The 21,869-nt window shown below is 45.2% G+C and carries 14 protein-coding genes and 1 pseudogene; 4 read left to right on the top strand and 11 right to left on the bottom strand.

The features are described from left to right. Positions 1-28 precede the first annotated feature (28 nt). The 9 genes and pseudogenes from F9K33_06980 to F9K33_06940 all read right to left on the bottom strand — a co-directional run bounded on the left by F9K33_06980 (position 29) and on the right by F9K33_06940 (position 12,711). Entirely contained in the window at positions 29-1,642 is a 1,614-nt protein-coding gene (locus F9K33_06980; GenBank protein KAB2880046.1) for an ABC transporter substrate-binding protein, read from the bottom strand. 253 nt (positions 1,643-1,895) lie between these two features. Then, a pseudogene (locus F9K33_06975) lies at positions 1,896-2,078 on the bottom strand (response regulator). Positions 2,079-2,528: 450 nt separating this feature from the next. Further along, positions 2,529-3,077 (bottom strand): hypothetical protein, encoded by a 549-nt coding sequence (locus F9K33_06970; protein KAB2880045.1) that lies wholly within the window; start codon positions 3,075-3,077, stop codon positions 2,529-2,531. 67 nt (positions 3,078-3,144) lie between these two features. Further along, positions 3,145-4,230 (bottom strand): Fic family protein, encoded by a 1,086-nt coding sequence (locus F9K33_06965; GenBank protein KAB2880044.1) that lies wholly within the window; start codon positions 4,228-4,230, stop codon positions 3,145-3,147. 131 nt (positions 4,231-4,361) lie between these two features. Beyond that, positions 4,362-7,133 (bottom strand): hypothetical protein, encoded by a 2,772-nt coding sequence (locus F9K33_06960; protein ID KAB2880043.1) that lies wholly within the window; start codon positions 7,131-7,133, stop codon positions 4,362-4,364. Between the two features lie 13 nt (positions 7,134-7,146). Further along, positions 7,147-8,976 carry a long-chain fatty acid--CoA ligase gene (locus F9K33_06955; GenBank protein ID KAB2880042.1) on the bottom strand — a complete coding sequence of 610 codons (1,830 nt, stop codon included), beginning with the start codon at positions 8,974-8,976 and terminating at the stop codon, positions 7,147-7,149. A gap of 167 nt (positions 8,977-9,143) precedes the next feature. Then, positions 9,144-10,781: a bacillithiol biosynthesis cysteine-adding enzyme BshC gene (gene bshC, locus F9K33_06950; GenBank protein ID KAB2880041.1), complete on the bottom strand. Its 1,638-nt coding sequence runs from the start codon at positions 10,779-10,781 to the stop codon at positions 9,144-9,146. A gap of 117 nt (positions 10,782-10,898) precedes the next feature. Then, entirely contained in the window at positions 10,899-12,176 is a 1,278-nt protein-coding gene (locus F9K33_06945) for a radical SAM protein (GenBank protein ID KAB2880040.1), read from the bottom strand. A 25-nt stretch (positions 12,177-12,201) separates the two neighbouring features. Next, a complete protein-coding gene (locus tag F9K33_06940) occupies positions 12,202-12,711 on the bottom strand; it encodes a response regulator (GenBank protein KAB2880039.1) in 510 nt (169 codons plus the stop codon). A 351-nt stretch (positions 12,712-13,062) separates the two neighbouring features. On the opposite strand from F9K33_06940, the gene F9K33_06935 reads away from it, so the two are divergent. The 4 genes from F9K33_06935 to F9K33_06920 all read left to right on the top strand — a co-directional run bounded on the left by F9K33_06935 (position 13,063) and on the right by F9K33_06920 (position 18,440). Beyond that, a complete protein-coding gene (locus F9K33_06935) occupies positions 13,063-15,054 on the top strand; it encodes an oligopeptide transporter, OPT family (GenBank protein KAB2880066.1) in 1,992 nt (663 codons plus the stop codon). 90 nt (positions 15,055-15,144) lie between these two features. Further along, positions 15,145-15,495, top strand: a complete 351-nt coding sequence (locus F9K33_06930) for a PqqD family protein (GenBank protein KAB2880038.1) — start codon at positions 15,145-15,147, stop codon at positions 15,493-15,495. A gap of 175 nt (positions 15,496-15,670) precedes the next feature. Then, complete coding sequence (locus F9K33_06925) at positions 15,671-17,125, top strand: aminoacyl-histidine dipeptidase (protein ID KAB2880037.1); 1,455 nt, start codon at positions 15,671-15,673, stop codon at positions 17,123-17,125. 22 nt (positions 17,126-17,147) lie between these two features. Next, positions 17,148-18,440, top strand: a complete 1,293-nt coding sequence (locus F9K33_06920) for a major facilitator superfamily domain-containing protein 1 (GenBank protein KAB2880036.1) — start codon at positions 17,148-17,150, stop codon at positions 18,438-18,440. 86 nt (positions 18,441-18,526) lie between these two features. Here the strand turns inward: F9K33_06920 and F9K33_06915 are convergent, their stop codons facing one another. Both F9K33_06915 and F9K33_06910 read right to left on the bottom strand, forming a co-directional pair. Then, the gene (locus F9K33_06915; GenBank protein ID KAB2880035.1) at positions 18,527-19,060 is read right to left on the bottom strand and encodes a hypothetical protein; all 534 of its coding nucleotides are present in this window, start codon (positions 19,058-19,060) and stop codon (positions 18,527-18,529) included. Between the two features lie 22 nt (positions 19,061-19,082). Beyond that, positions 19,083-21,548 carry an ATP-dependent Clp protease ATP-binding subunit gene (locus F9K33_06910; GenBank protein ID KAB2880034.1) on the bottom strand — a complete coding sequence of 822 codons (2,466 nt, stop codon included), beginning with the start codon at positions 21,546-21,548 and terminating at the stop codon, positions 19,083-19,085. Positions 21,549-21,869: the final 321 nt, after the last annotated feature.

Below are 21,869 nucleotides of genomic sequence, written 5' to 3'. Positions count from 1 at the left end.
ATCCTTGTTTAATGATGAAACTTGAATTCTATCTGTTTAGCCAAACGGTATTAAATTTACGCGCGTAACTTGCATACGGCTGAAAATTCATTACGTACGATTGCATCGGAACGATCACGACGGAATGCGCGATCGTGAACCACGGAAGATCACGGTTGAATACGGCGCAAGCGTCTCTATAGATCTTACTGCGTGCAACCAAATCCGTGGCTAACTTGCCCTGGAGCAAAAGCTGATGCATATCCTCACCTTTATAAAAGGCAATGTTGTTGGACGGAACGATTTCCGCGACCGTTTTGTCCAGCAGCGGGTAGAAAAAATTATCCGGATCGGGAATGTCGGCAATCCAGCCCATGATCGCCATCTCATGTTCGCCGCGGTAAAGTTTTTCAAGATATTCGTGCCATGGATAGGTTGAAATTTCAGCTTCGATGCCAACCGCTTTCAGATCTGCTTCGATGAGTTCAGCCGTTCTTTTACCGTCAGGCATATATTCCCGCGCGATGGGCATATACCAAAGCTTCGTTTTAAAACCGTCGGGAAAGCCTGCCTCTGCGAGTAATTGTTTTGCTTTTTCAGGATCGTACGGTGTGAAACGAATTTCTTCATTATATCCTAATAACATCGGCGGAATAGGATTTTTCGCGGGACGCCCGAATTCTCCATACACTTGTTCCACGAGTTTCTCGCGGTTAACCGCATACACGATCGCTTTGCGCACGCGTTCGTCCGAAAAAGGTTTTTTGTTCATATTCATCGCCATGTAGGCAATGTTGACGCCGGGCTGTTTGAAAACTTTGAGGTTCTTATTGTTTTCGATCTCGGAGATCTTTTCCGGCGTCGGCGATTCGATCATGTCGTATTCACCTGAAAGCAATCTGGAAACCCGTTCTTCCGATTTATTAACCGCTTTGAATATCAAGGTATCAAGATACGGCCTCCCGTCCCAGTATTCCGTATTTGCCGCGAGTATCAGATTATCATCGCTCTGCCACGATACAAAATGAAACGCGCCGGTTCCGATCGGGTGGGCATAGAACTGAGTGCCGTATTTTTTCATACCGTCAGGGCTCACGATAGCGGTGAACTGCATGCTGAGAATATACAGAAAAGTTGCGTTGGCGCTGGATAGCGTGAACTGTACTGTTGAATCGTTCACCGCCTTAATATCTTTGATCATTTCATTCATCGAGAAGTTTTTCCAGTACTCGAATTTGTCGCCGCCCTGATGGAAGGGGTGTTTCGGATCGCGCTGACGGTTGAAACTGAAGAGAACCGCTTTGGCGGTGAATGGCGTGCCGTCGTGAAATGTAACGCCCGTGCGCAAATGAAAGGTGTAGACCAGTCCATCTTTGGAAATATCCCAAGTTTTTGCGAGCGCCGGCGCAATGCCCGTTTTGCCGAGCTGGAGCTGTACCAATGGATCGAAAATATTATCGCAGGGAATCGTGGATTCCGTTTCTGTGGTAAGCGCTGGATCGAGCGTTACGGGCGGGCTGTTCTTGGTGTAAACGAGCGTGCCGCCGTATTTGGGTTTTAAATTAGCATCATCGGAAATCTTTTCGGATTTTCCGCATGAACTGATTACCAAGCCGCATAAACTTATTACAACAACGATTCGGTGTAGACGCATGGGATTCATAAATTTTTTCCTCCGTATAGATCAGTTGGAGCAGAAGTGTAATTTAAAGAACGGTTGGAAAACCTGAGTAAAGCTTACCTTTGAAATCTAAATTTTGATTAATTCACAACACGCTGCTTTCATTGTATGCGTGCTATCTCTTCATAACCGCCTATACGGCGACCACCAACTTATTTGCTTTTCGGCTAGGTTATGAGTTCTTTCATGTATTTTTCCGGCGCTCCGTAGCGCAGTAGGTCAACCATTTCAATGGCTATGACTTCTTCCTCAGATATTCTCCGTAATGCTTTTCGGCGCATTCCGGGCACAGGCCGTGTGAAAATGATGCCTCGCTCCTTTTTGATATATACGACTCGATTGGTTGCCACTCCTGCTTATCGTCACGAATTTTTTTACAAAAGGAACAAATAGGCAGCAATCCGCTCAAAATTTCAACTTCCTCGGTTAATTCCCGCGATTGGCTGGCTGTGCGGTTTATCAGAATCGCAAGCAGGGAAAAAATGGTGATTCTGATAAAACAATTAATAGAAGCGTCAACAAAAGTCCATGGGACTGTCCACAGAGCGATATTAAAAAACAAGCGGACCAGAGGCAGCGCTATAGCAAATGCAATACCCCAACCGCGTCCGGTATACCAAGACGCCAGAGCGACAGGAATAAGATAAGTGATCGGAAATTGGATAAACGGGCCGGCATTGTAATCGGCGACCAACAATATGACAGATATCCCTATCCAGAATAACGGAAGGAAGGGACTGTCTTTTCTCAAGAATGATATTTTCATCTTAGTCATCTCAATTCAAATAAAGCGCAAGACTTGTTTGTTAATCAGTGCGTCTTCCTTAAATCCTTGATTCACGCGGGACACACATCAGACAACTTCACTCTACTCTTTCTTTAATTCTTCCATGGCTTTTAAATGGTCATCTCGCATCGTGATATGTTGAGCGATCCAAAGGTCGTGCTCCTCCTGCATTCTTTTGTGTTCTTCCCGCATCCGACTGTGATCAGACTCCATTTGCTCAACGGACACATTACCCGACTTGTGCTGTTCTTCTATTGCCCTGTGCGCAACAACTAACGCATTATGCGCAAGCGCAAGACTGTCATGTGTACGCGCCCACAATTCATGTTCCGGGTAGATTACCGAAGGGTTCAGGTTCTTTTCGTTGGTTAATAGGGCGATATGCGCAGATTTCAGGTTGCGGTGTTCCGTACGAAGACTGTCGTGATCCTTCTTAAAGGTCGTATGTTTCAGACGAAGAGCATCGTGCTCTGTTTTTAGTTCTTTATGAGGATTTGAACATCCCAAGCAGGCCACAATTATGGCTGCAAAAGCTGGAATAAAATAACGCACTGGAACCTCCTTTGCAAAAATGATATATAAACATATAATTTTGTCTAAAGTGACGAACGTAATGATCTTCAAGTTCACACGACAACTATTCGAACCAACTCACCCCACATTCTGCTGCAATTCAACGTGTCCATTTCGCGTCCGACTACTGTTTTTTTAGTATCTCCATCAGCTGAAAGTTTAAATAAAGTTTTTCTTTGCCTACGGTTACACTTTTAAGAAATCCTTTTTCTTCCAAACTTTTTAAATAAGATCCCGAGGTTTTGATATTACCCAGCCCTGCGGTTTCTATAAAATTTCGTTTTGTGTAGGGCAGCCGAAATAGTATTTCCAAAAGATCTTTTGAATATATTTTAGGCAGTTTTTTTTGAATCTTGCCGCCCATTGATTTCATTAATGTTTTCGTTTCCTCAATCCGTTCTCTTCCTTTTTGAGAAGTCACCTCTATCATATCAAGCATGTAAAGGATCCAGCTTTCCCAATCATTTTTTTCGGTTACATTTCTTAAGTTGACATAATATGTATTTTTGTTTTTCAAAATATAACTACTTAAATAGAGCGCCGGCAAGTCCATTAACCCGCAAATTTTTAGATAGAGCAAAAGAATGATCCTGCCGGTTCTTCCATTTCCATCAAAAAAAGGGTGAATCGCTTCAAACTGATAGTGAATCAAGGCCAATTTAATCATAGGGTCCATACCGTTTTCGGTATTAATGAATGTTTCCAACGCTTTTAGTTTATCTCTTATAATGCCTTCTCCTTCGGGCGGCGTATAAATTATCAGGCCGGTAACCGGGTTTTTTAATTGTGTTCCCGGTATATTTCGTATGCCAGACCTGTTTTCCTTTATGATCCGCATGATCTCAATGAAAAGATTGGTAGTCAGGAGCGGTTTTTTTTTAAGCTGCTCTATGCCAAACCATAAAGCGTCTTTATAATGAATGACTTCTTTTGTCGCAGGGTTTTCAATTTGTTTGTCTGCGACGGAGGCTTGAAAAAGCGCGTCCTGAGTCGTAATGATATTTTCAATAGCTGAACTGGCCCGGGCTTCCTGCAAGTGGATAGTGTCAACAAACAAAAGGGGATTAGGTAAATTAGTGATGGCTCCCTTTAATTCAGAAAGTGATCTGCTTGCCGACAGGGCTTTCTTAAGGATTGCTTTTGTTTCAACCTCTGCCTTCGGGGGCAAATCAGGTAATGTATTGTGTGGTTTTAACGGATGATACTTCATTTTTTTCAATTTTCAACGAGGGTAACATTTACACTCGTTCGTCAAACGAGGGTAAAAAGAACGATAAATTGCCTTTGTCATAAAGTCGCGGGCAAAACTTACCTCTCTTCAAAAAACAACACCTAATTCTGTCACGCCACATTCTGTGGTATTTCATACGGCGCGAGCTGATTGGCCATTTCCATTTTGATGCGCGCATATTCTAGGATCTCGTGATTCTCCAGCGCCTGTTCCTTCAAACCGTCAGCGGCGACCACATATTTATTCTTTGCAAGGGCTTCTCTGATAAAGGTCAATGACGTGAAGGTTTCGCTGATGATGCTCTGCAGTGTGAAAGAATAAAATGTTCTATAAAGCTGTTTTTTATCCATACGCTCGATCTCCTCGCGCGCCGGAATAAGATAGTCGGGAAATTTTTCCGGCGTGATCGTGTAGGTCTTTTCTGCTTCTTCGCCTGTTTCCTGATCGATGAGGGGCTTACCGCTCTTGTCCTTCTTTATGACCTTTATGTCGATCTTTCCATATTGACCGGCGAAGGCATTATTAAGGATAGTAGAGAGAGCGAGCGGCTCGCGCGATGCCTGTAAGCCCAGGTCGGCTTTGAGTCTTTCGACCAGTTGTTTCACGCCGAGTTCGACCTTGAGTTCATTCGAGCGCAGTTTGGTCGAGGAATAACTCAACAGCGCAATAGCTTCATCGGAAAGCCCGTTAAGTTTTTGAACGGTTCGCGCTTCTTCTTTCACGGAACCATTAATGAAGCCGAGCAACTGTTCGCGCGCCTCGGCCTGTTTGCTAAGCGTATTGACGTCGATGTTTTCACGCGCTTCTTTGTATTCGTACTGTTCCAGCACGCGTTTGACGTCGATGTTCTTGATACTGCGCAGCAGTTCCGTCTGGGTCATGCGGATCAGCGGTTTCTTGCCTTTGCGTTTGAGTTCGTATACTTCTACGTCCCACGTGGAGGCTAGAAACTGCGCTATGAGCAGACTGCGAACTTTTTCGTATTTCCCGTAATAGGCTGCGGGAAATTCTCCGCGCGACTCCGCAACGCGTTTATCGTGCTCTTCTTCATTACTGATCAGATCGAGAAATTTATCATCGAGTATTTTATATACCTTTCCGCGTAATTCCATTCGCGCTTCTTCAAGCTCTTCAGCCGTGTGCTTTGGATTGGAATAGATGTAATCGAAGAGAACTTGTTCGTCGATAAGGCGCAACGCCTGCTGAAGTTCTTTGTTGTTGATAAAATGGTAGAGCATGATCCACTGTTCGTCGAAAGGCCGGTCTTTAAGCGGCGTATGTTTTTCTTTTTCAGGTATTTCAACATGTTGTTTATCAAATCCGTTATAATACAACGTTTCTCTGTCGCCGTGCGTACCGTCAAATTCGTACCGCAGTTTCTTTATCTCAAAAAACAAATTAATCCGACGCGTAAAACTGTACGTCAGGGAAAGGCGTCCCGCCAGAACTTTGATCAGCGGATCAGGGAATACATCGCCAATGTCATGCGCGAGCCAGGCGAGAATATAAAATGACATGAGCGCCGAGGCGTGGCGTTTTTCGGCTGCGCGTTCGATATACATTTCGTGAATCAACGGGAAATCCTGCTGATTGGTCAGGTACTGGCGAAACTGATCCTGCAGTTCTTCAAATCTTTCCAACGTTACGGTGCTCGTCATCATGCGGTTCATGAGAAACCGCACTTCCAGATCCGGAACGCGCTGACGGTACTGTGCAGGCAGATTATTCATCACCGCATCGCTGTTGATAGTTTCCAGACACATCTTTGTTTCCTTGCAGAACATCTTAAGCGACGATTCGTCCATCTTGACCTTGGATTTCGGAGCAAGCAAAAGTTTCCCCAGCGCGTACATGACGAAATGTTTGATCTTCGGGCTGTAATCTTTCATGATACGGAGCGCCGATTCGTACAAATCAGCCGTGTTGGTATCTTTCATGGCTTTATGCAAACGTCGGTCGTCAAAATAGAAATAGATGATGCCTTCCAGTTTTTCATAGGCGGTCAGCTCCTTAACGATTGCGCTCTGGGCAAACGCGCTGAGCGCTTCGCCTTTCTGTTCCTGAACAAGCTGTATCGTTTTTGAAATTTCAGTGGCGAGCATTTCGTCAGCGGCTTTGATCTCATCGCGCAACTGGGCGCCACTTGCAAGGGATTTGGAAAACTCATACAGATCGGGCAAAACAGTTTCCGCCTCGCCGACTTCTTTTAACCGGTCATATAGAAAATGAACGACGTATTCAGAATATTTATACGGCTCGACTTCTTCACGAATGATCTGTTCAAAAAAAACAGGATAAACCTCGTTATCCAGATCGAGTTTTCCGCCCCAGCCGTCGTTGGTTTTTTTGTAACCGGCCATGTAGATTTTGTCGGCGAAGCCTGAGAATTGATGGATCAGCGTCACCATTGCGCCAACGTCGTTTTGAGTTTTCAGGAATTGGGTATATAAGGCGATGACCCGGTTAAACCGGTCGGCGTCATCGTCTGCATCGAGAAAAGGCTGCAACGTCTCAAATACGCGCGATATAGCGTCATTACAAAAAGTCAGGAATTCTTCATTTGACGGCAGAGCCAAGGGCTGGTCATTAAACAGAAAATTATCAATGTCCTCCGGCGAGAATTTATTCTCGGTCAGGAAGTCGAATAATTTCATGTACAACATACGGTGCGTGATGAAGAAGGACGGAAGCGAATCGTAGCCTTTACGGATATTCTTATTTTCCTCGAGAGAAATGAGAATATTCATCAATCCTTTGAACGCCGTTTTGGCATTGGCCGGAGAAATACTGATTTTTTGATTCAGGTTGTCAATATACTCGTCGTAAATGGCCTTGGTATCGTCGTCAACTCCGACCGTTAGGATATGTTTAGTATCGATCATGTTCTTTCAATGGTTAGTTGGTGCTGTCACCTTCGTTTAATTTTTCGGTTTCTTTATTGTAAAGCGATTCAATAATGCTCACAAAGTTCTGTGTGATCACGTTACGTTTGATCTTTAATGTCGGCGTGAGTTCGCCGCTCTCGATAGTGAAAGCTTTCGGCAGGAACGCAAATTTACGAACCTTCTCATACCGCGCAATACCTGCATGATCCTGGGCTTCCTGGATTAGCTTGTCAACCATGTTATAAACATCTTTGTTGCTGATCAACTGCTCATCGCTGTTAAAAGCAATCTGGTGGTCGTTGGCGTACTTCCGCAGTTGATCGAGATTAGGTACTACCAGCGCGCTGATGAAATTGCGGTTATCGCCGATGACCATAACCTGTTCAATGTAGGGAATCGTAACGAGAAGCGTCTCGATCGGCTGCGGCGCAATATTCTTTCCGCCGGATGTTACGATCAGATTCTTCTTCCGGTCGGTAATGACGAGATAATTATCATGATCGAAATAGCCGATATCTCCGGTATGCAGCCATCCGTCCTTGTCGATCATTTCGCGTGTTGCTTCTTCATTTTTATAATAACCCATCATGACGTGAGGGCCGCGTGTCAGAATTTCTCCGTCCGGAGCGATACGCGCCTCCACTCCGTCAATTATGCATCCGACGGTACCGAGCTTAAATAATTCCGGTCGATTGACCGTAATGATAGGAGAGGTTTCCGTCAGTCCGTATCCTTCAAGGATCATCATGCCCATGTGAGCAAAGAACTCTCCGACCTCTTTGGATAACGGCGCTCCGCCGGAAACGAAAATCCGCAAACGTCCGCCAAATCGCGCATGAAGCTTAGAATAGACGAGTTTGTGCGCCAGTTTATAGCTAAACCCTTTTTTGCCGGTATCGCGCGCTTCTTTGCCGACCTTGATCGCCCAGCCGAAAATTTTCTTCCGCAATGCCGGAGCCGTTAAAAGCCCCTCCTGCACCCGGTTATAGATTTTCTCATATAATCGGGGAACGGCCGTCATAATGGTTGGTCGAACTTCGCCCATATTTTGCGGTACTTTTTCAATACTCTCGGCATAGGCGATAGCGCAGCCTTGGGAGATCGGCATAAAATGTCCTGCCATACGCTCAAACACATGCGCCAAAGGCAAAAAAGACAGGAAAATATCGTCCGGCCCGATCTTCGCAACCGTCACCGCCGTCTGAGAATTGGTCAGAAGATTATTATGCGACAGCATAACGCCTTTGGGTGTGCCGGTAGTTCCGGATGTGTAAATAATCGTCGCCAGATCTTTCGCAGATATTTTTTTGAGACACTCTTCGATATAATTCGGGTGGGAGGCGCCGAATTTTTTTCCAGCTTCCTGCAATTCACTGAAATGCATCACATAATCTTTTTTCTTGTCGTCTGCAGTCACCAGTACGGCATGCGTCAGCGAAGGACAATTATTTTTTATCTCGATAATTTTAGCTAATTGTTCCTGATCCGAAACGAAAACCGCTTTTGCATCGGAGTTCTGTATAATGTACTCAACTTGTTTTGCGGGCAGGTTTGGATAGATCGGAACGGTGACTGCGCCGAGGGAGAGAATGGCGAAGTCTGCAATTGCCCATTCTTCCTGTGTCGGGCATAAGATAGAAACTTTATCATCTTTCTTGACTCCAAGTGACGCAAGGCCCAGAGCAAGGTTACGGATGATGACCCCGGCTTCGTTATAAGTCAGAGTGCGGTAGGCGTCATTACGTTTACTCATGTACATTGCTTTGCTTCCGAAATTGGCCTCGCTCCTGTAAAACAATTGCGCCAATGAAGTGACGGCGGCTTGCGTTGATGCATTCATCACATAACTCCTGTTAATGAAATTAATAGATAGGTAAATAGCTTGCTAAAAAGTGAGTGATATGTAAAAGAGATGATAATCTCGGTAATTCAAAGAGTTATATCAGATAGGAACTATCAATCAAAGTAGGCAAAATCAAAAAAAAATGCAAAGGTTTTAGCAGGAAATCATAATTCCACGATCTGATGACCGATGGCAGAAACGTCCATGTTTTCATGTAGGGTGTTGAGAAAATCGAAGCCGTATTTGTTAACGTAGTACAAGGCATTGATCTCTCTTTCCTGAAATTGATCCTGGGGCAAAATATGACGTATGGCCTTGGTCAGTTGGCTGTGCGTGAGTTCATTTTTTCTTTTTTCAGCATCGCCCGTTTTTTCCTTTAGAACTTTTATAGCTTTTTCAATTTTATCCAGCGCCGTTTCGGAAGCGCCTTTCAGGCTGGCATCAACGGACACGAGGCTTTTTTCAAGCGTGGAAAATTGGCTGTGAATCTGGGTCAGCAATGAGTCAAGTTGACCTGAAGCAGATGATTGCGAGTCTCCTGTCGCCGCTTCATCTACAATACGGCTTTTCTTATTAAAGATATCCGTTACGCTTATGCCGTATTTGTCTGTCACTTTCTTGATTTTCTTTTCGAGGATCGTTATAAAAGGACGCGGAATGATCATCGGTTGCGGAATTTCGAAAAATTCGTAAATGGTTTTAAACTGTGCAAAATAAGCAATCTCCGATGGCCCGCCGACATACGCGAAGGTGGGTAACAGGTGATCTTGAACGATCGGGCGCAGAATTACATTAGGAATGAAACGCCCCGGTTCGGTTTCTATCAATGTCATCAGACTGTCCCGATGAGACACGGCGTCTTCGGAGCGAATCTTAAATTTGTTAAGTCCGTTTTTGTTAAGCGGATGCTTAGAATTTACTTCGTCTCGCAAAAACAAATTCGTCGGCTCGTTTTCAACCTGCACATCATAACCGCTTGACTTGAGAGATGCATTTTGTGCCATAAGCAGGTTGTGTATGGCAGCGGAATTTTCTAATTCTTTTTTAAATACGGGAATCGCCATTTTTTTGAATACAGCGTCGGATGGATCCATCAGAACAAGTCCGTATTTACCAAGCAATGCAGCCATCCAGAGGCCAAACGCCTCGGAGATGCTTTTCCCGTTTTGATAGGCGGATTCTAATTTTAAAAATAATTCACCTGAAAAATCGGTCGGATTAAGTGTAGATTTTATTTCCTGCATCATGCGCTGAATGTCTTCATTCAGGACTATCGAATTGACCGGGCTTCTTGATTTGTTCTCTGCGTCATCGCCGTCATATGCAATGGATTTGATCTCGTTGTCAATGTTAAATAGTTGAATAGAACGAATTTCCTCGAAATCGTGATCTTCCAGTTCCATCCAAAAAACAGGAATGAAATTATAATCCGGAAATTGCTGCTGAAACGATTCACACAGTTTGACCGTTCCCATGGCCTTGTATATTGTGTATAATGGACCGCCGAAAACACCCATTTGCTGGCCCGTGACGATAGCCACCGTATTGGCTTGTTTTAGCAATTCAATATTCTGTAACGATTTTTCTGAGTTTCCAAATAACTTATTTTGCTTAACCAGCGTCTCTGTTAATAATAGCCGGTTTACATGGTTTTTTGAACTGATCTCGCTGAGTTTACTCTGAATCGAATCCGTATTTCTGAAATCACCGGAATAAAAATTTTGGACTTTAGAAAAATAGTACAGATAATCCAGAAATAATTTAGACGTCATTTTCGGCATGTCTTTAAAAGATATCGTCATAGGGTTTCCTTAAATAACTAAAATGGATAATTACACACGAAACACACACAAAAAATCTATTTCGGAATTCCCCAACTCAAAAAGTTATTCGTGTCATTCGTGGCTTAATATACGCTTTTAAGCATATGATACTATTCTTTCAATATCGTCCGAACATTTATTGAGATAGCCAAATTGAACATGAGGGAATTGATCGCGAATTTTATTCATCAGCGCGTGAACGCCAATGGGTTTTGAGTAATAATCGTAACAAACGTCTGTGAGGTAACATTCCGGGTCGATATTAAAATTACGCCATTGAATAAGATGAACCTGCGTCCGGTTTATTAAATTCAAAAGCGCATCCGATTCTTTTTCACTGTCCGTGATGCCTGGAAAAACAAAATAATTAATGGATGCAAATTTGCCGGATGAACGCGCAGCTTTAAGGGACGTTACTATGTCTTCGAAACGGTAATTATTGGGTTTGTAATAACGATGGTATAATTCCGCCTGCGCGCTATTCGTGCTGACGCGAATGCTGTCCAGCCCGGCTTCGAACAGCCGTTCGATCACATCCGGCTTGCTGCCGTTGGTATTGATATGCAGAATGCCCCGCGCAGTTTGTTTACGAATTTCACGAATGGATTTTTCTATCAGCGCGCCCTGAAGCAAAGGTTCGCCTTCACAACCCTGGCCGAAACTAATGATCGCCCTCTCGGCTGTCTCAAGATGAGGTACAGCTAACTCGACGATCTCTTCCACGGTCGGAACAAAATTGAGACGTTGCTGCGGAGATGAAACGGATTCCTTCGGCTGGAAGGAAATACATCCGATGCAATTTGCATTACATGCCGATGCGACGGCAATAGGCGCTTCCCACCGGTTAAGAAAAAAATTTTTGGCATTGGGACATCCGTATTCGATCGCACACACCCGCCCATGATGGGCGATAAGCCGGTTGCCTGGAAATGAACGAATGGTATTATTTACTTTTTCTTTCACATCGTCATCATCAAACGACGTTGGGAGCTGTTTGATGTCTTGGTCGACATGAACGGCCGGAACATAAAATTTTCCGTTGAGCCAACCCACGGCGGTATAGGAGTGAAGCGGAAGACGCGGAGCTTCCGGAGTCATCACATACGCGGCCATAAGAAAATGAGTGTACGACGGCGGAATATAGGCCGCAACGGCGAAGTGATCGTCAATCACCGTTTTACGTCTGGTCTTGGAATGGTATCCGACGGCCTTTCGTCCGGGCAGAAAAAACAATTGCGATCCCTGCGGTAATTCGATCAATCCGTTTGGATCAATTTCAACTGTGTCGCGCGCGCTTCGTCCCGCCATCCGGTAATTCGGAAGATCAAAAATATTTCCTTGATCATCGCTGACCAGAATTTGAGGTGTTTTCATACTCTAATGGTGGGAAAAAACGTGGTCAAGTTTTTTTATTCAACTGTTCGAGTTGTGTTTGAACCCGTTTGAGTTCTTCCATGGTTTGTGTGAGCCGGTTAGCTACTTCGCGGTTACGTTCAATGAGGTGTTTGTTTTCGTCGACGAGTTTAGCATGGGATATGTTCTCTTTATACTTTGCTACGGCCAGTTGGAGTGTGTCAAGCAGATCCTGAAGCTCCCACGGCTTGCTGATATAACGGAATATTTCGCCGTCATTCACCGAACTGATCAGCGCGTTCATATCCGAATAACCGGACATAATGATCCGCACGACGTTCGGATGCTTCTCTCGAACACTTTTAAAAAACTCCGATCCCGTCATCTCCGGCATACGTTGGTCCGAAAGAATGACCTGCACTGCATCGTCGATCAAGTCCAAGGCTTCTTTGGCGCGCGCGGTCGTGACCACTTCATAATCGTCTTCCAGCGTTTTGACAAGAACTTTTAGAATTTCGACTTCGTCGTCAACGATCAATATTTTTGGTTTTTCCATAACATTATTCTAACTCAATTGAATTCGTCCCGGATTAACCGCATTTTATTTATATTTAATTATAAAATCAATCATTTTTGAGATACCGCGGGTGTCACTATTATTTACACAAACGTTTTAACCCTAAAAAAAAATTGACTTTCAAGACTTCAGTCTCTATATTTTTGACCGACTTTTCAAAATCTCATTTCTTGTTGATTACTGCATTAAACAACCCGCCTCTGGGTTATTCCAGTAATGAAAATTTGCAACAAAATACCAATCTAATTGAAGGAGATGAACATGTCTGATAGTCAATCATCGGGAGGGCAGGGAGTCAAATTTAAACCATTTGTCGCAGCGGAAACTTCGATGGCGGAGTTTACACTGCGCGCGTTGATCATCGGTCTGGTGATGAGCGTTGTTTTGGGCGCGGCAAATGCCTATCTCGGTCTGAAGGCCGGCATGACGATCGCGGCAACGTATCCCGCGGCCGTTATCGGTATGGCCCTTCTGCGTATTATGAAAGGAACGATCTTAGAAGAAAACTTTGCCCGAACCGTAGGATCGATCGGTGAATCGATTGCGGCTGGAGCAATTTTTACGATCCCGGCATTTTTTATTGCAGGTATCTGGCTGGAATTTGACACCGTTCAAAATTACCTGATTGCTTCCGCGATTATGTTTGCAGGCGGTGTACTAGGTATTATGTTTGTTGCACTGCTGCGCCGGGTCATGGTGGAGGATGTGGAGCTGCCATTTCCGGAATCAGTTGCAGCGGCGGAAATTCACAAAGCGGGCCGCAGCGGCGGCACCGGCGCGAAGTTTCTTTTTGGCGCCATGGGTGTCGGCGCGCTTGTCCAGGTTTTGGGACAACTGAAGTTTTTTGCTACGTCGTGGGAACACTTTCTTTCTTTCGCTAAGACGGCGATACCTTTGCGCGCGAGCGGAAATGCCACTGCAGAGGGCGGTATGGTATTGAGTTCGCCCGGCGTAAGCCCGGCATACATCGGCGTGGGATATATCATAGGGCCGAAACTCGCATCGCTTAACTTCAGCGGCGGACTACTTGCATGGGGGCTTCTGGTTCCGATCATTACCTACTTTTTGGCTCCGTCACTTATGCCTGCGTTATTTCAGGCGGGTCAATTGCCGGACGAAGCTTCCTGGATCACGATGTCAACCAATGTTTGGAAATTTATCGTTCGTCCGATTGCGATCGGCGGCATGTTGGTCGGCGCCGGTTATACGCTGTTTAGAATGCGTAACAGCCTTATCACCGGTATTAAACGTTCCGTCAGCGACGTGAAAAAGGCGGCCACCGGCGGACAAACGGCGATCCGTACTGAACAGGACATTAAATTTAACTGGATCATTTTTGGAATATTAGCCTCCGCGGTTGCGACCTTTTTCATTTATTATTATTTTGCACAAGATGTTGTTGCCGCATTAGTCGCAACGGTTGTTATGATCGTTGCCGGATTCTTCTTTGCCGCCGTGTCAGGTTATTTAGTTGGAATTATCGGTTCCAGCAATAATCCGATTAGCGGATTGACATTATCCACACTGCTGGTTGCCGCGATCCTGATGGTCGCGCTCGGAATGAAAGGCATGACCGGCGTTGCAGCCGTGTTGGGCGTTGCGGCAGTCGTTTGCGTATCTGCAGCCGTTGCAGGCGAAATGTTGCAGGATCTCAAGGTGGGGCACATCCTCGGCGGCACGCCATGGAAAATGCAGATGGGCGACCTCTTGGGCGTTCTTCTTTCTTCGTTTGTAATGTTCCTGCCGTTGGTTGTGTTACAGCAAGGCGATATTAATGCCGGAAGAATGGCCGATCCGCCATATGAAGGCGGATTTGGCGGCGCTAAATTACCCGCTCCTCAGGCAAGTTTGATGGCTCTGCTGTCGCAGGGAATCGTTCGCGGTGATATGGCTTGGCCGTTGATCATCGTCGGTATGCTTATGGGCGCTGCGTTCATTCTGATGCAGGTCAAAAGCCCGATGCTGGTCAGCGTCGGTATGTATCTGCCATTGGAAACAACGTTTGCGATTTTCATCGGCGGCCTTATCAAAGGCGGCGTGGAAAAGTTTAACGTGAAGAGAAACCATAACGACGCGCAGAAAGCGCGCGTTGAAAATACGGGCGTATTGCTCGCTGCAGGACTCATTGCAGGAGAGGCGCTGGTTGGGCTGGTCTTTGCGACGCTCGCGTTTCTCGAAATTCCGCTGTTTGCGATATTCCAGCAGCCGTCATTTATTACCAGTCTGGCTGTGTTTGCGTTTATTACATTCATACTTATTCAGATTCCGATAAAGAATGCAGGTAAACCGGATGAACCTGCGCCACCTTCGGCCGTATTTTAGTACTTCATAATTTAATGAATATATTTTTATAATTATTTTGCTACGTGTCTGAATGCAAATTCAGGCGCGTAGCAATTCTTTTTATAGGTTATGACAGAATCACAAGAAAAAACAAATTTGCTGGAACTTACGCCGACGCGTAACGTTCAATGGGAGTTCGATGAAAATCAGCTGGTGGTTTTATTGATTCCTAAATTCAAGAACCGATTTACCGTAAAATACTTTGAGCCCTTGCTTGCCAAAAAACATTTTCGGCTTAAGCTGGACACCTTCGGCAGTTTCGTATGGAATCAAGCGGACGGCAATGCCACGGTGATGGCTATTGGCGACAAGATGAAAACACACTTTGGAGATTCGGTCGAACCGGTATATGAAAGAGTCGGGAAGTTTATCCACATGCTTCAAAGGGAAAAATTCATAACGCTTAATCATCCGAAATAAATAAAAGTTGTTATGTGGAAAGAATGAATGCCACAAAGACATAAAGCCACGAAGCTTCCACGAAGCCTATAGTTTTCTTTATAAAATACTTTGTGCCTTAGTGACTTCGTGGCAAGAACTTGTATCCTCCGTAACCTGAGCACCTTAATTATCATTATAACTAAAGGAATAAAATATGTCAGCAGCAATTGAAGGTTTAAAACCGGAACTGGTTTGGAAATATTTTGCAGAAATTTCCCGCATACCTCGTCCGTCAAAGCATGAAGAAGCGATGACCAAGTACGTTGTCGATACGGCAAAAAAACTCGGTCTCGCGGCTAAAACGGATTCTTTCGGGAACGTAGTCGTGAAAAAGCCCGCGACTTCCGGCCGGGAAAACGTTAAGAGCATTGCATTACAAGGGCATTTAGATATGGTGCCGGAAAAAAATTCGGATAAAGTCCATGATTTTCTGAAAGACCCGATCGAACTCGTTCGCAAGGGCAATGCGCTCATGGCTAACGGTACAACCCTCGGCGCAGATAACGGTATTGCCGTAGCAACCCATCTTGCGATCATGGAAGATCGAACGCTCGAACACGGCCCGTTGGAATTTTTGTTTACGGTTGATGAAGAAACGGGTTTGACGGGCGCGAACAATCTCGGCCCCGGCTTTCTTGAAAGTAAGACGCTGATGAATTTGGATTCCGAAGAAGAAGGCGCCGTATATGTCGGGTGTTCCGGCGGTAAGAATACGGTCGGAACATGGAAAGTGGAATTTGACAACACGCCTGCCAATGTGCAGTTTTTTGATCTCAAAGTCAGAGGCCTGCGCGGCGGACATTCAGGATTGGAAATTGACAAAGGAAGAGGAAATTCACTTAAAGTAATAACGCGCGTGTTATTGGCTTTGACAGATATCGGCGCGAGAATGTCGTTCATTCAGGGCGGCAATAAAAGCAATGCGATTCCGCGTGAAGCCGATGCCGTCGTAGCGATCCCGAAAAAGGCCGTTGACGAAGCTAAAAAGATTGTCGCGCATTTTTGTGAAGTGATCAAGCCGGAAATGGCAACCGTCGATCCGGATCTGTCCATCACACTTTCCGAGATCAAATCGAAAAAAGCGAAAGTATTAAAAAAAGGGTACCAGAAGAAAATTCTGCAAACGCTTTCAGCGCTGCCGCACGGCGTGACCAAGATGAGCGCGGATATTCCCGGATTAATAGAAACATCAACCAATGTTGCCATCATTGAAACCAAAGGAAAAAAAGTAAGCATCATCACCAGCCAGAGGAGCTCCGTTGCATCGGAAATCAATGAAATATGCGAAACGGTAAGAAATATTTTTGATCTTGCCGGCGCGGAACATGAAACGCAGGAAGGGTATCCGGGATGGAAGCCTAACCTGAATTCTGAAATCCTGAAAACGGCTAAAGCAACCTACCAATCGCTGTACGGCAAAGAGGTTTTAGTCAAAGCCATTCATGCAGGTTTGGAATGCGGTATCATCGGTGAGAAATATCCCGGGATGGACATGATCTCTTTCGGCCCGACGTTGGAAGGCGTTCATTCACCGGATGAGAAAATATATATCGATACCGTCGAGAAATTCTGGAATTTTTTACTCGCCATATTGAAGAACGCGCGTTAACAAGTTAGCCAAAAAGGAATTCATGACCTCTGAATTAAAAAAACAAACAGAAAAACCGTTACCGCCGCGCCTTTTCCGTTGGGCTGTTCTGGTGTTTATCAGCCTGGCGATGTTTGGCAACTATTACGTCTACGATTGCATCAGCCCGTTGGCCGACCTCTTAAGTAGTCAACTCGGGTTTTCAGACTCCGATATCGGTTTGCTGCAGGCGATTTACAGTATTCCAAACATTTTTATGGTATTGATCGGCGGCGTGATCATTGACCGCATCGGCACGCGCAAAGCGACTTTCTTGTTCGCCGTTCTGTGTCTTCTGGGCGCCGTGATCACCGCGGTGTCGGGGGAACTTTGGATCATGGCGTCAGGGCGGCTTGTATTCGGCCTTGGCGCGGAATCACTCATCGTAGCCGTTACTACCGCGATTGCGAAATGGTTTAAAGGAAAAGAACTCAGTTTTGCGTTTGGCGTTAATCTGACCATTGCACGTATGGGTTCGTTTGCCGCGTTGAATTCTCCGTCATGGGCGTCGGATTATTATTCGAGTTGGCAATGGCCGCTGATCATTTCCGTTTTCTTCGGCGTGTTTTGTGTGGTAGGCGCTTTGTTATATTGGATCATGGAAGTCAAATCGGAAAAAGATTATTCTTTGGGCGAGGCAGGGGCAACGGATAAACTGGTATTCGCCGACCTTTTTAAATTCAGCACTTCCTATTGGTTCATTGTCGCGCTTTGCATTACGTTTTATTCCGGAATTTTTCCGTTTCAGACGTTTGCCGTTAAATTCTTTATGGATGCGCACGGAACCACACGGGAATTGGGCGGATTTCTTTCCAGCATGCTTACTTTATTTGCCATGATCGCAACGCCCTTGTTTGGCCTGTTGGTGGACAAAGTCGGCAAACGGGCGCTGTTTATGATGTTTGGATCGCTCTTATTAATTCCGGTCTACCTGATCATGGCTTACACGCATGTGTCATTATACGTCCCGATGGCTATGATGGGCATTGCATTTTCGCTGATCCCGGCAGTGATGTGGCCCTCGGTTGCGTACATCGTAGACCAATCGAAACTCGGAACGGCATATGGCCTCATGACCTTGATCCAGAATATCGGATTGGCGGGTTTTAATCTTATGATAGGTTGGGCAAATGACTTTTCAGGCGCCGGAGCGGCAAATCCGGGAGGCTACACTCTCGGTATGTTGATATTTTCGTGTCTTGGGTTCTTCGGATTATTATTTGCCTTCTTACTTCGCCGGAATGAGATGGGGCCTAATGCGCATGGATTGGAAACTATCACCACGAGTCATAAGTAGAAGTACGGATTTCAAACGCTTATAATTAGTAACAAAAAAAGCCTGCTGTTCAGATTAACAGCAGGCTTTTATTATATAAAAAAAACTCAATTTATAATAATATCGATGATCTTATCTTCATTCAGATCAAAGTGTTTTTCTTCTTTTTCACCTTCCGGCGTGGTGTATTCGATGGCAAACACTTTGTTGTATTCGTCTTTCAGCGTGATAATGCCCTTCTTTGACACGCCTTTTCCTTTGTAGGGATCATAATACGATACGGATATCGTGTCGCTGTGATCAAGGGCTTCAAGGATTTCTACGATCGCATCGATGGACATATAACTTTCCGTTTGCGTTTCGTCGATATCGATACTGATGGCAATGCGCTTGATATGTGCAATGTCTCCGTCTTCGACCGAGAATTCCATCGACTCGCCGGAACCCTCATCCACAACACCGAAGAGGTCATTATTACTGCTCACATGGCTGACGCGGCCGGAAACCGTGCTGGTTGAGCCGTCCCAATTAATACGGTCAACGGTAACGCCGTCATTTACCACGAGTGTCTTAATCGATTCCATAATCGATGCGTCATCCAGTGCGCCTTCTCGTCTTTTCTTATTTTTTCCGAAGAACATATATGCGGTCCCTTAATGTTGGTTACTTTAATTCGTCCGGCGCCGGCTCGTCCACCGCTTCACTAAATTCGAGTTCTTCCCCTTTTAACTCGACTGAAATATGGCTTCCGTCCGTAAAGACTCCTTTTAATAAATCTTCTGCGACGGGATCTTCTAGATATTTCTGAATAGCCCTGCGCAATGGCCGCGCGCCATATACAGGATCAAAACCTTTATCGGCAATAAATTCTTTCGCCTCTTTAGTCAGCGTGATCAGAAGATTGCGCTCTTTAAGTTTTTGTTCGACTTCACTCATAGATACGTCAATGATCTTCAGCACGGCTTCTTTGTCGAGCGACTTGAATACAATGATTTCGTCGATTCGGTTAATAAATTCCGGATTGAATAATTTTTTTGCCGATTCTTCCACCTTGGATTTCATCCGGGTATATTCATCTTCACTTTCATTTTTTGCAGAGAAGCCGAATGCGCCGGTCTTATTCATATCCCGTGCGCCGATATTGGACGTCATGATTATCACGACATTTTTAAAGCTGACCTTGCGGCCTAAACTGTCCGTCAGGATGCCGTCGTCCAGAACTTGGAGAAGAATATTGAACACGTCCGGATGCGCCTTTTCTATTTCGTCAAGAAGTACCACGCTGTACGGCTTACGGCGAATTTTTTCGGTGAGCTGGCCGCCTTCTTCGTAACCGACATATCCTGGGGGCGGGCCGACCAAGCGGCTCACGGAGAATTTTTCCATGTATTCCGACATGTCGATGCGAACTAGCGCATCCTGGCTTTCAAATAAATAATGGGCAAGTTCTTTTGCAAATTGCGTTTTGCCGACGCCGGTTGGCCCTAAGAAAATGAACGAACCTATAGGGCGATTGGGGTCTTTTAATCCGGCGCGGGTTCTGCGGATTGCGCGCGTAACGGACTGGATAGCTTCGTCTTGCGCAATGATACGTTTCTTCAAAACTTCATCCATGCGCAGTAATTTATCCGATTCGGATTGCGCCACGCGGCTGACGGGAATACTGGTCATCATCGAAACCACATGCGCGATCTGTTCTTCGCCGACTTCTACAACCTGATTTTCTTCGCGCTTTTCCCAGTCTTCTTTCGCGGCGCGCAATTGTTCGTTTAGTTTTTTCTCCACATCGCGTAATTCGGCGGCTTTTTCAAATTTTTGGTTCTTGATAACGGAATCTTTTTCGATCCTTACTTTTTCGATCTCGGTCTCAATATCGAGAATACGCTGAGGAACAACAATATTCATAATATGCGTACGTGAGCCCGCTTCGTCCATTACATCAATGGCCTTATCCGGCAGATACCGGTCGGTGATATATCGATCAGAAAGTTTGACTGCCTGAACGAGCGCTTCGTCCGTGTACTGAACATGGTGATGTTCTTCATATTTAGATTTGATCTGCCGCAGAATTTCAATCGTCTCTTCAACGGTCGGCGGATCAATAATCACTTTTTGAAAACGGCGTTCTAATGCCCCGTCTTTTTCAATATACTGACGGTATTCGTCGAGCGTCGTCGCGCCGATGCATTGCAGTTCGCCGCGAGAAAGCGCCGGTTTGAACATATTCGAGGCGTCAAGTGAGCCGCTTGCGCCGCCCGCGCCGACGATGGTATGGAGTTCGTCTATGAACAAAATAACATCGTCCGTTTTTTCCAATTCCGTCATGATCGCTTTGACGCGTTCCTCGAATTGTCCGCGGTATTTAGTACCGGCAACGAGAGCGCCGACGTCAAGGGTTACCACACGTTTCCCGTGAAGCACGCGGGGAACTTTCTTCTGGACAATGCGCAAAGCCAACCCCTCTGCGATCGCTGTTTTGCCGACGCCCGGTTCGCCGATGAGAACAGGATTATTTTTCTTGCGGCGGGATAATATCTGAGCCACGCGTTCGATTTCACCTTCACGGCCGATGATCGGATCGAGTTTTCCTTCTTCGGCATATTGCGTCAGATCGCGTCCGAAATGATCCAGCGCGGGAGTTTTGCTTTTGCGCGGTTCTGTTTTTTTATTAGTGGAACTACTTGGTGTAAATGTACCACTCATAATATTCGTCAACTCCCTTTTGATAGTTTCGTAATCAATATTGAACATGCTCAATACTTGCGCGGCCAGACAATCTTTTTCTTTTACGAGAGACAGCAGTAAGTGTTCGGTGCCGATCACATCGGATTTATAATTTTTGGCCTCGAGATACGTTGACTTCAGAATTTTTTCGGCGCGTTTGGTTAACGGCGGATTTCCAATGATGGTGTTTTCCGTTGTCGGCTTAACCATGTCTTCAATAGTGCGCTTAAGTTTTTCAAGTTCAACGCCTAAGTTCTTTAGAACTTTTACCGCAACCCCTTCACCCTCACGGATCAAACCCAGCAACAGATGTTCCGTTCCGATATAATCGTGCCCTAGCCGAATCGCTTCTTCTTGAGAAAGTTTTACAACAAGCTGGACACGGCTTGAAAAATTATTCTTCATATATGCTCCGGAGTGCGCCTGCGGAATAAAACAGCAGAACGTAAATTCAAAAAATCGATCATCTTTATGTCATATAGAACAATAAAGATACCTAACTACGTAAAAAAAATATAGATAATTAACCAACGATAGTCAAGATATTTAATAGCCCACAAAACCTATACTTACAATGTTTAGCCGTTGTTCTTGTAACGCGGGGGCCCATAATAAATTCGTCATGATATTGTACAAAAAAACAAGACAAGCGTTTAACTATTTAAAATTTATTGCTTTTATGGGGCTATCATTTTACCTTTACCGTCAATTGGTCATGTATACGGC

This window comes from bacterium (assembly GCA_008933615.1).
Taxonomy (GTDB): Bacteria; CLD3; CLD3; order SB21; family SB21; genus SB21.
Note: the sequence above shows the minus strand (reverse complement) of the source record. Positions and strands in the feature narration are given on the sequence as shown.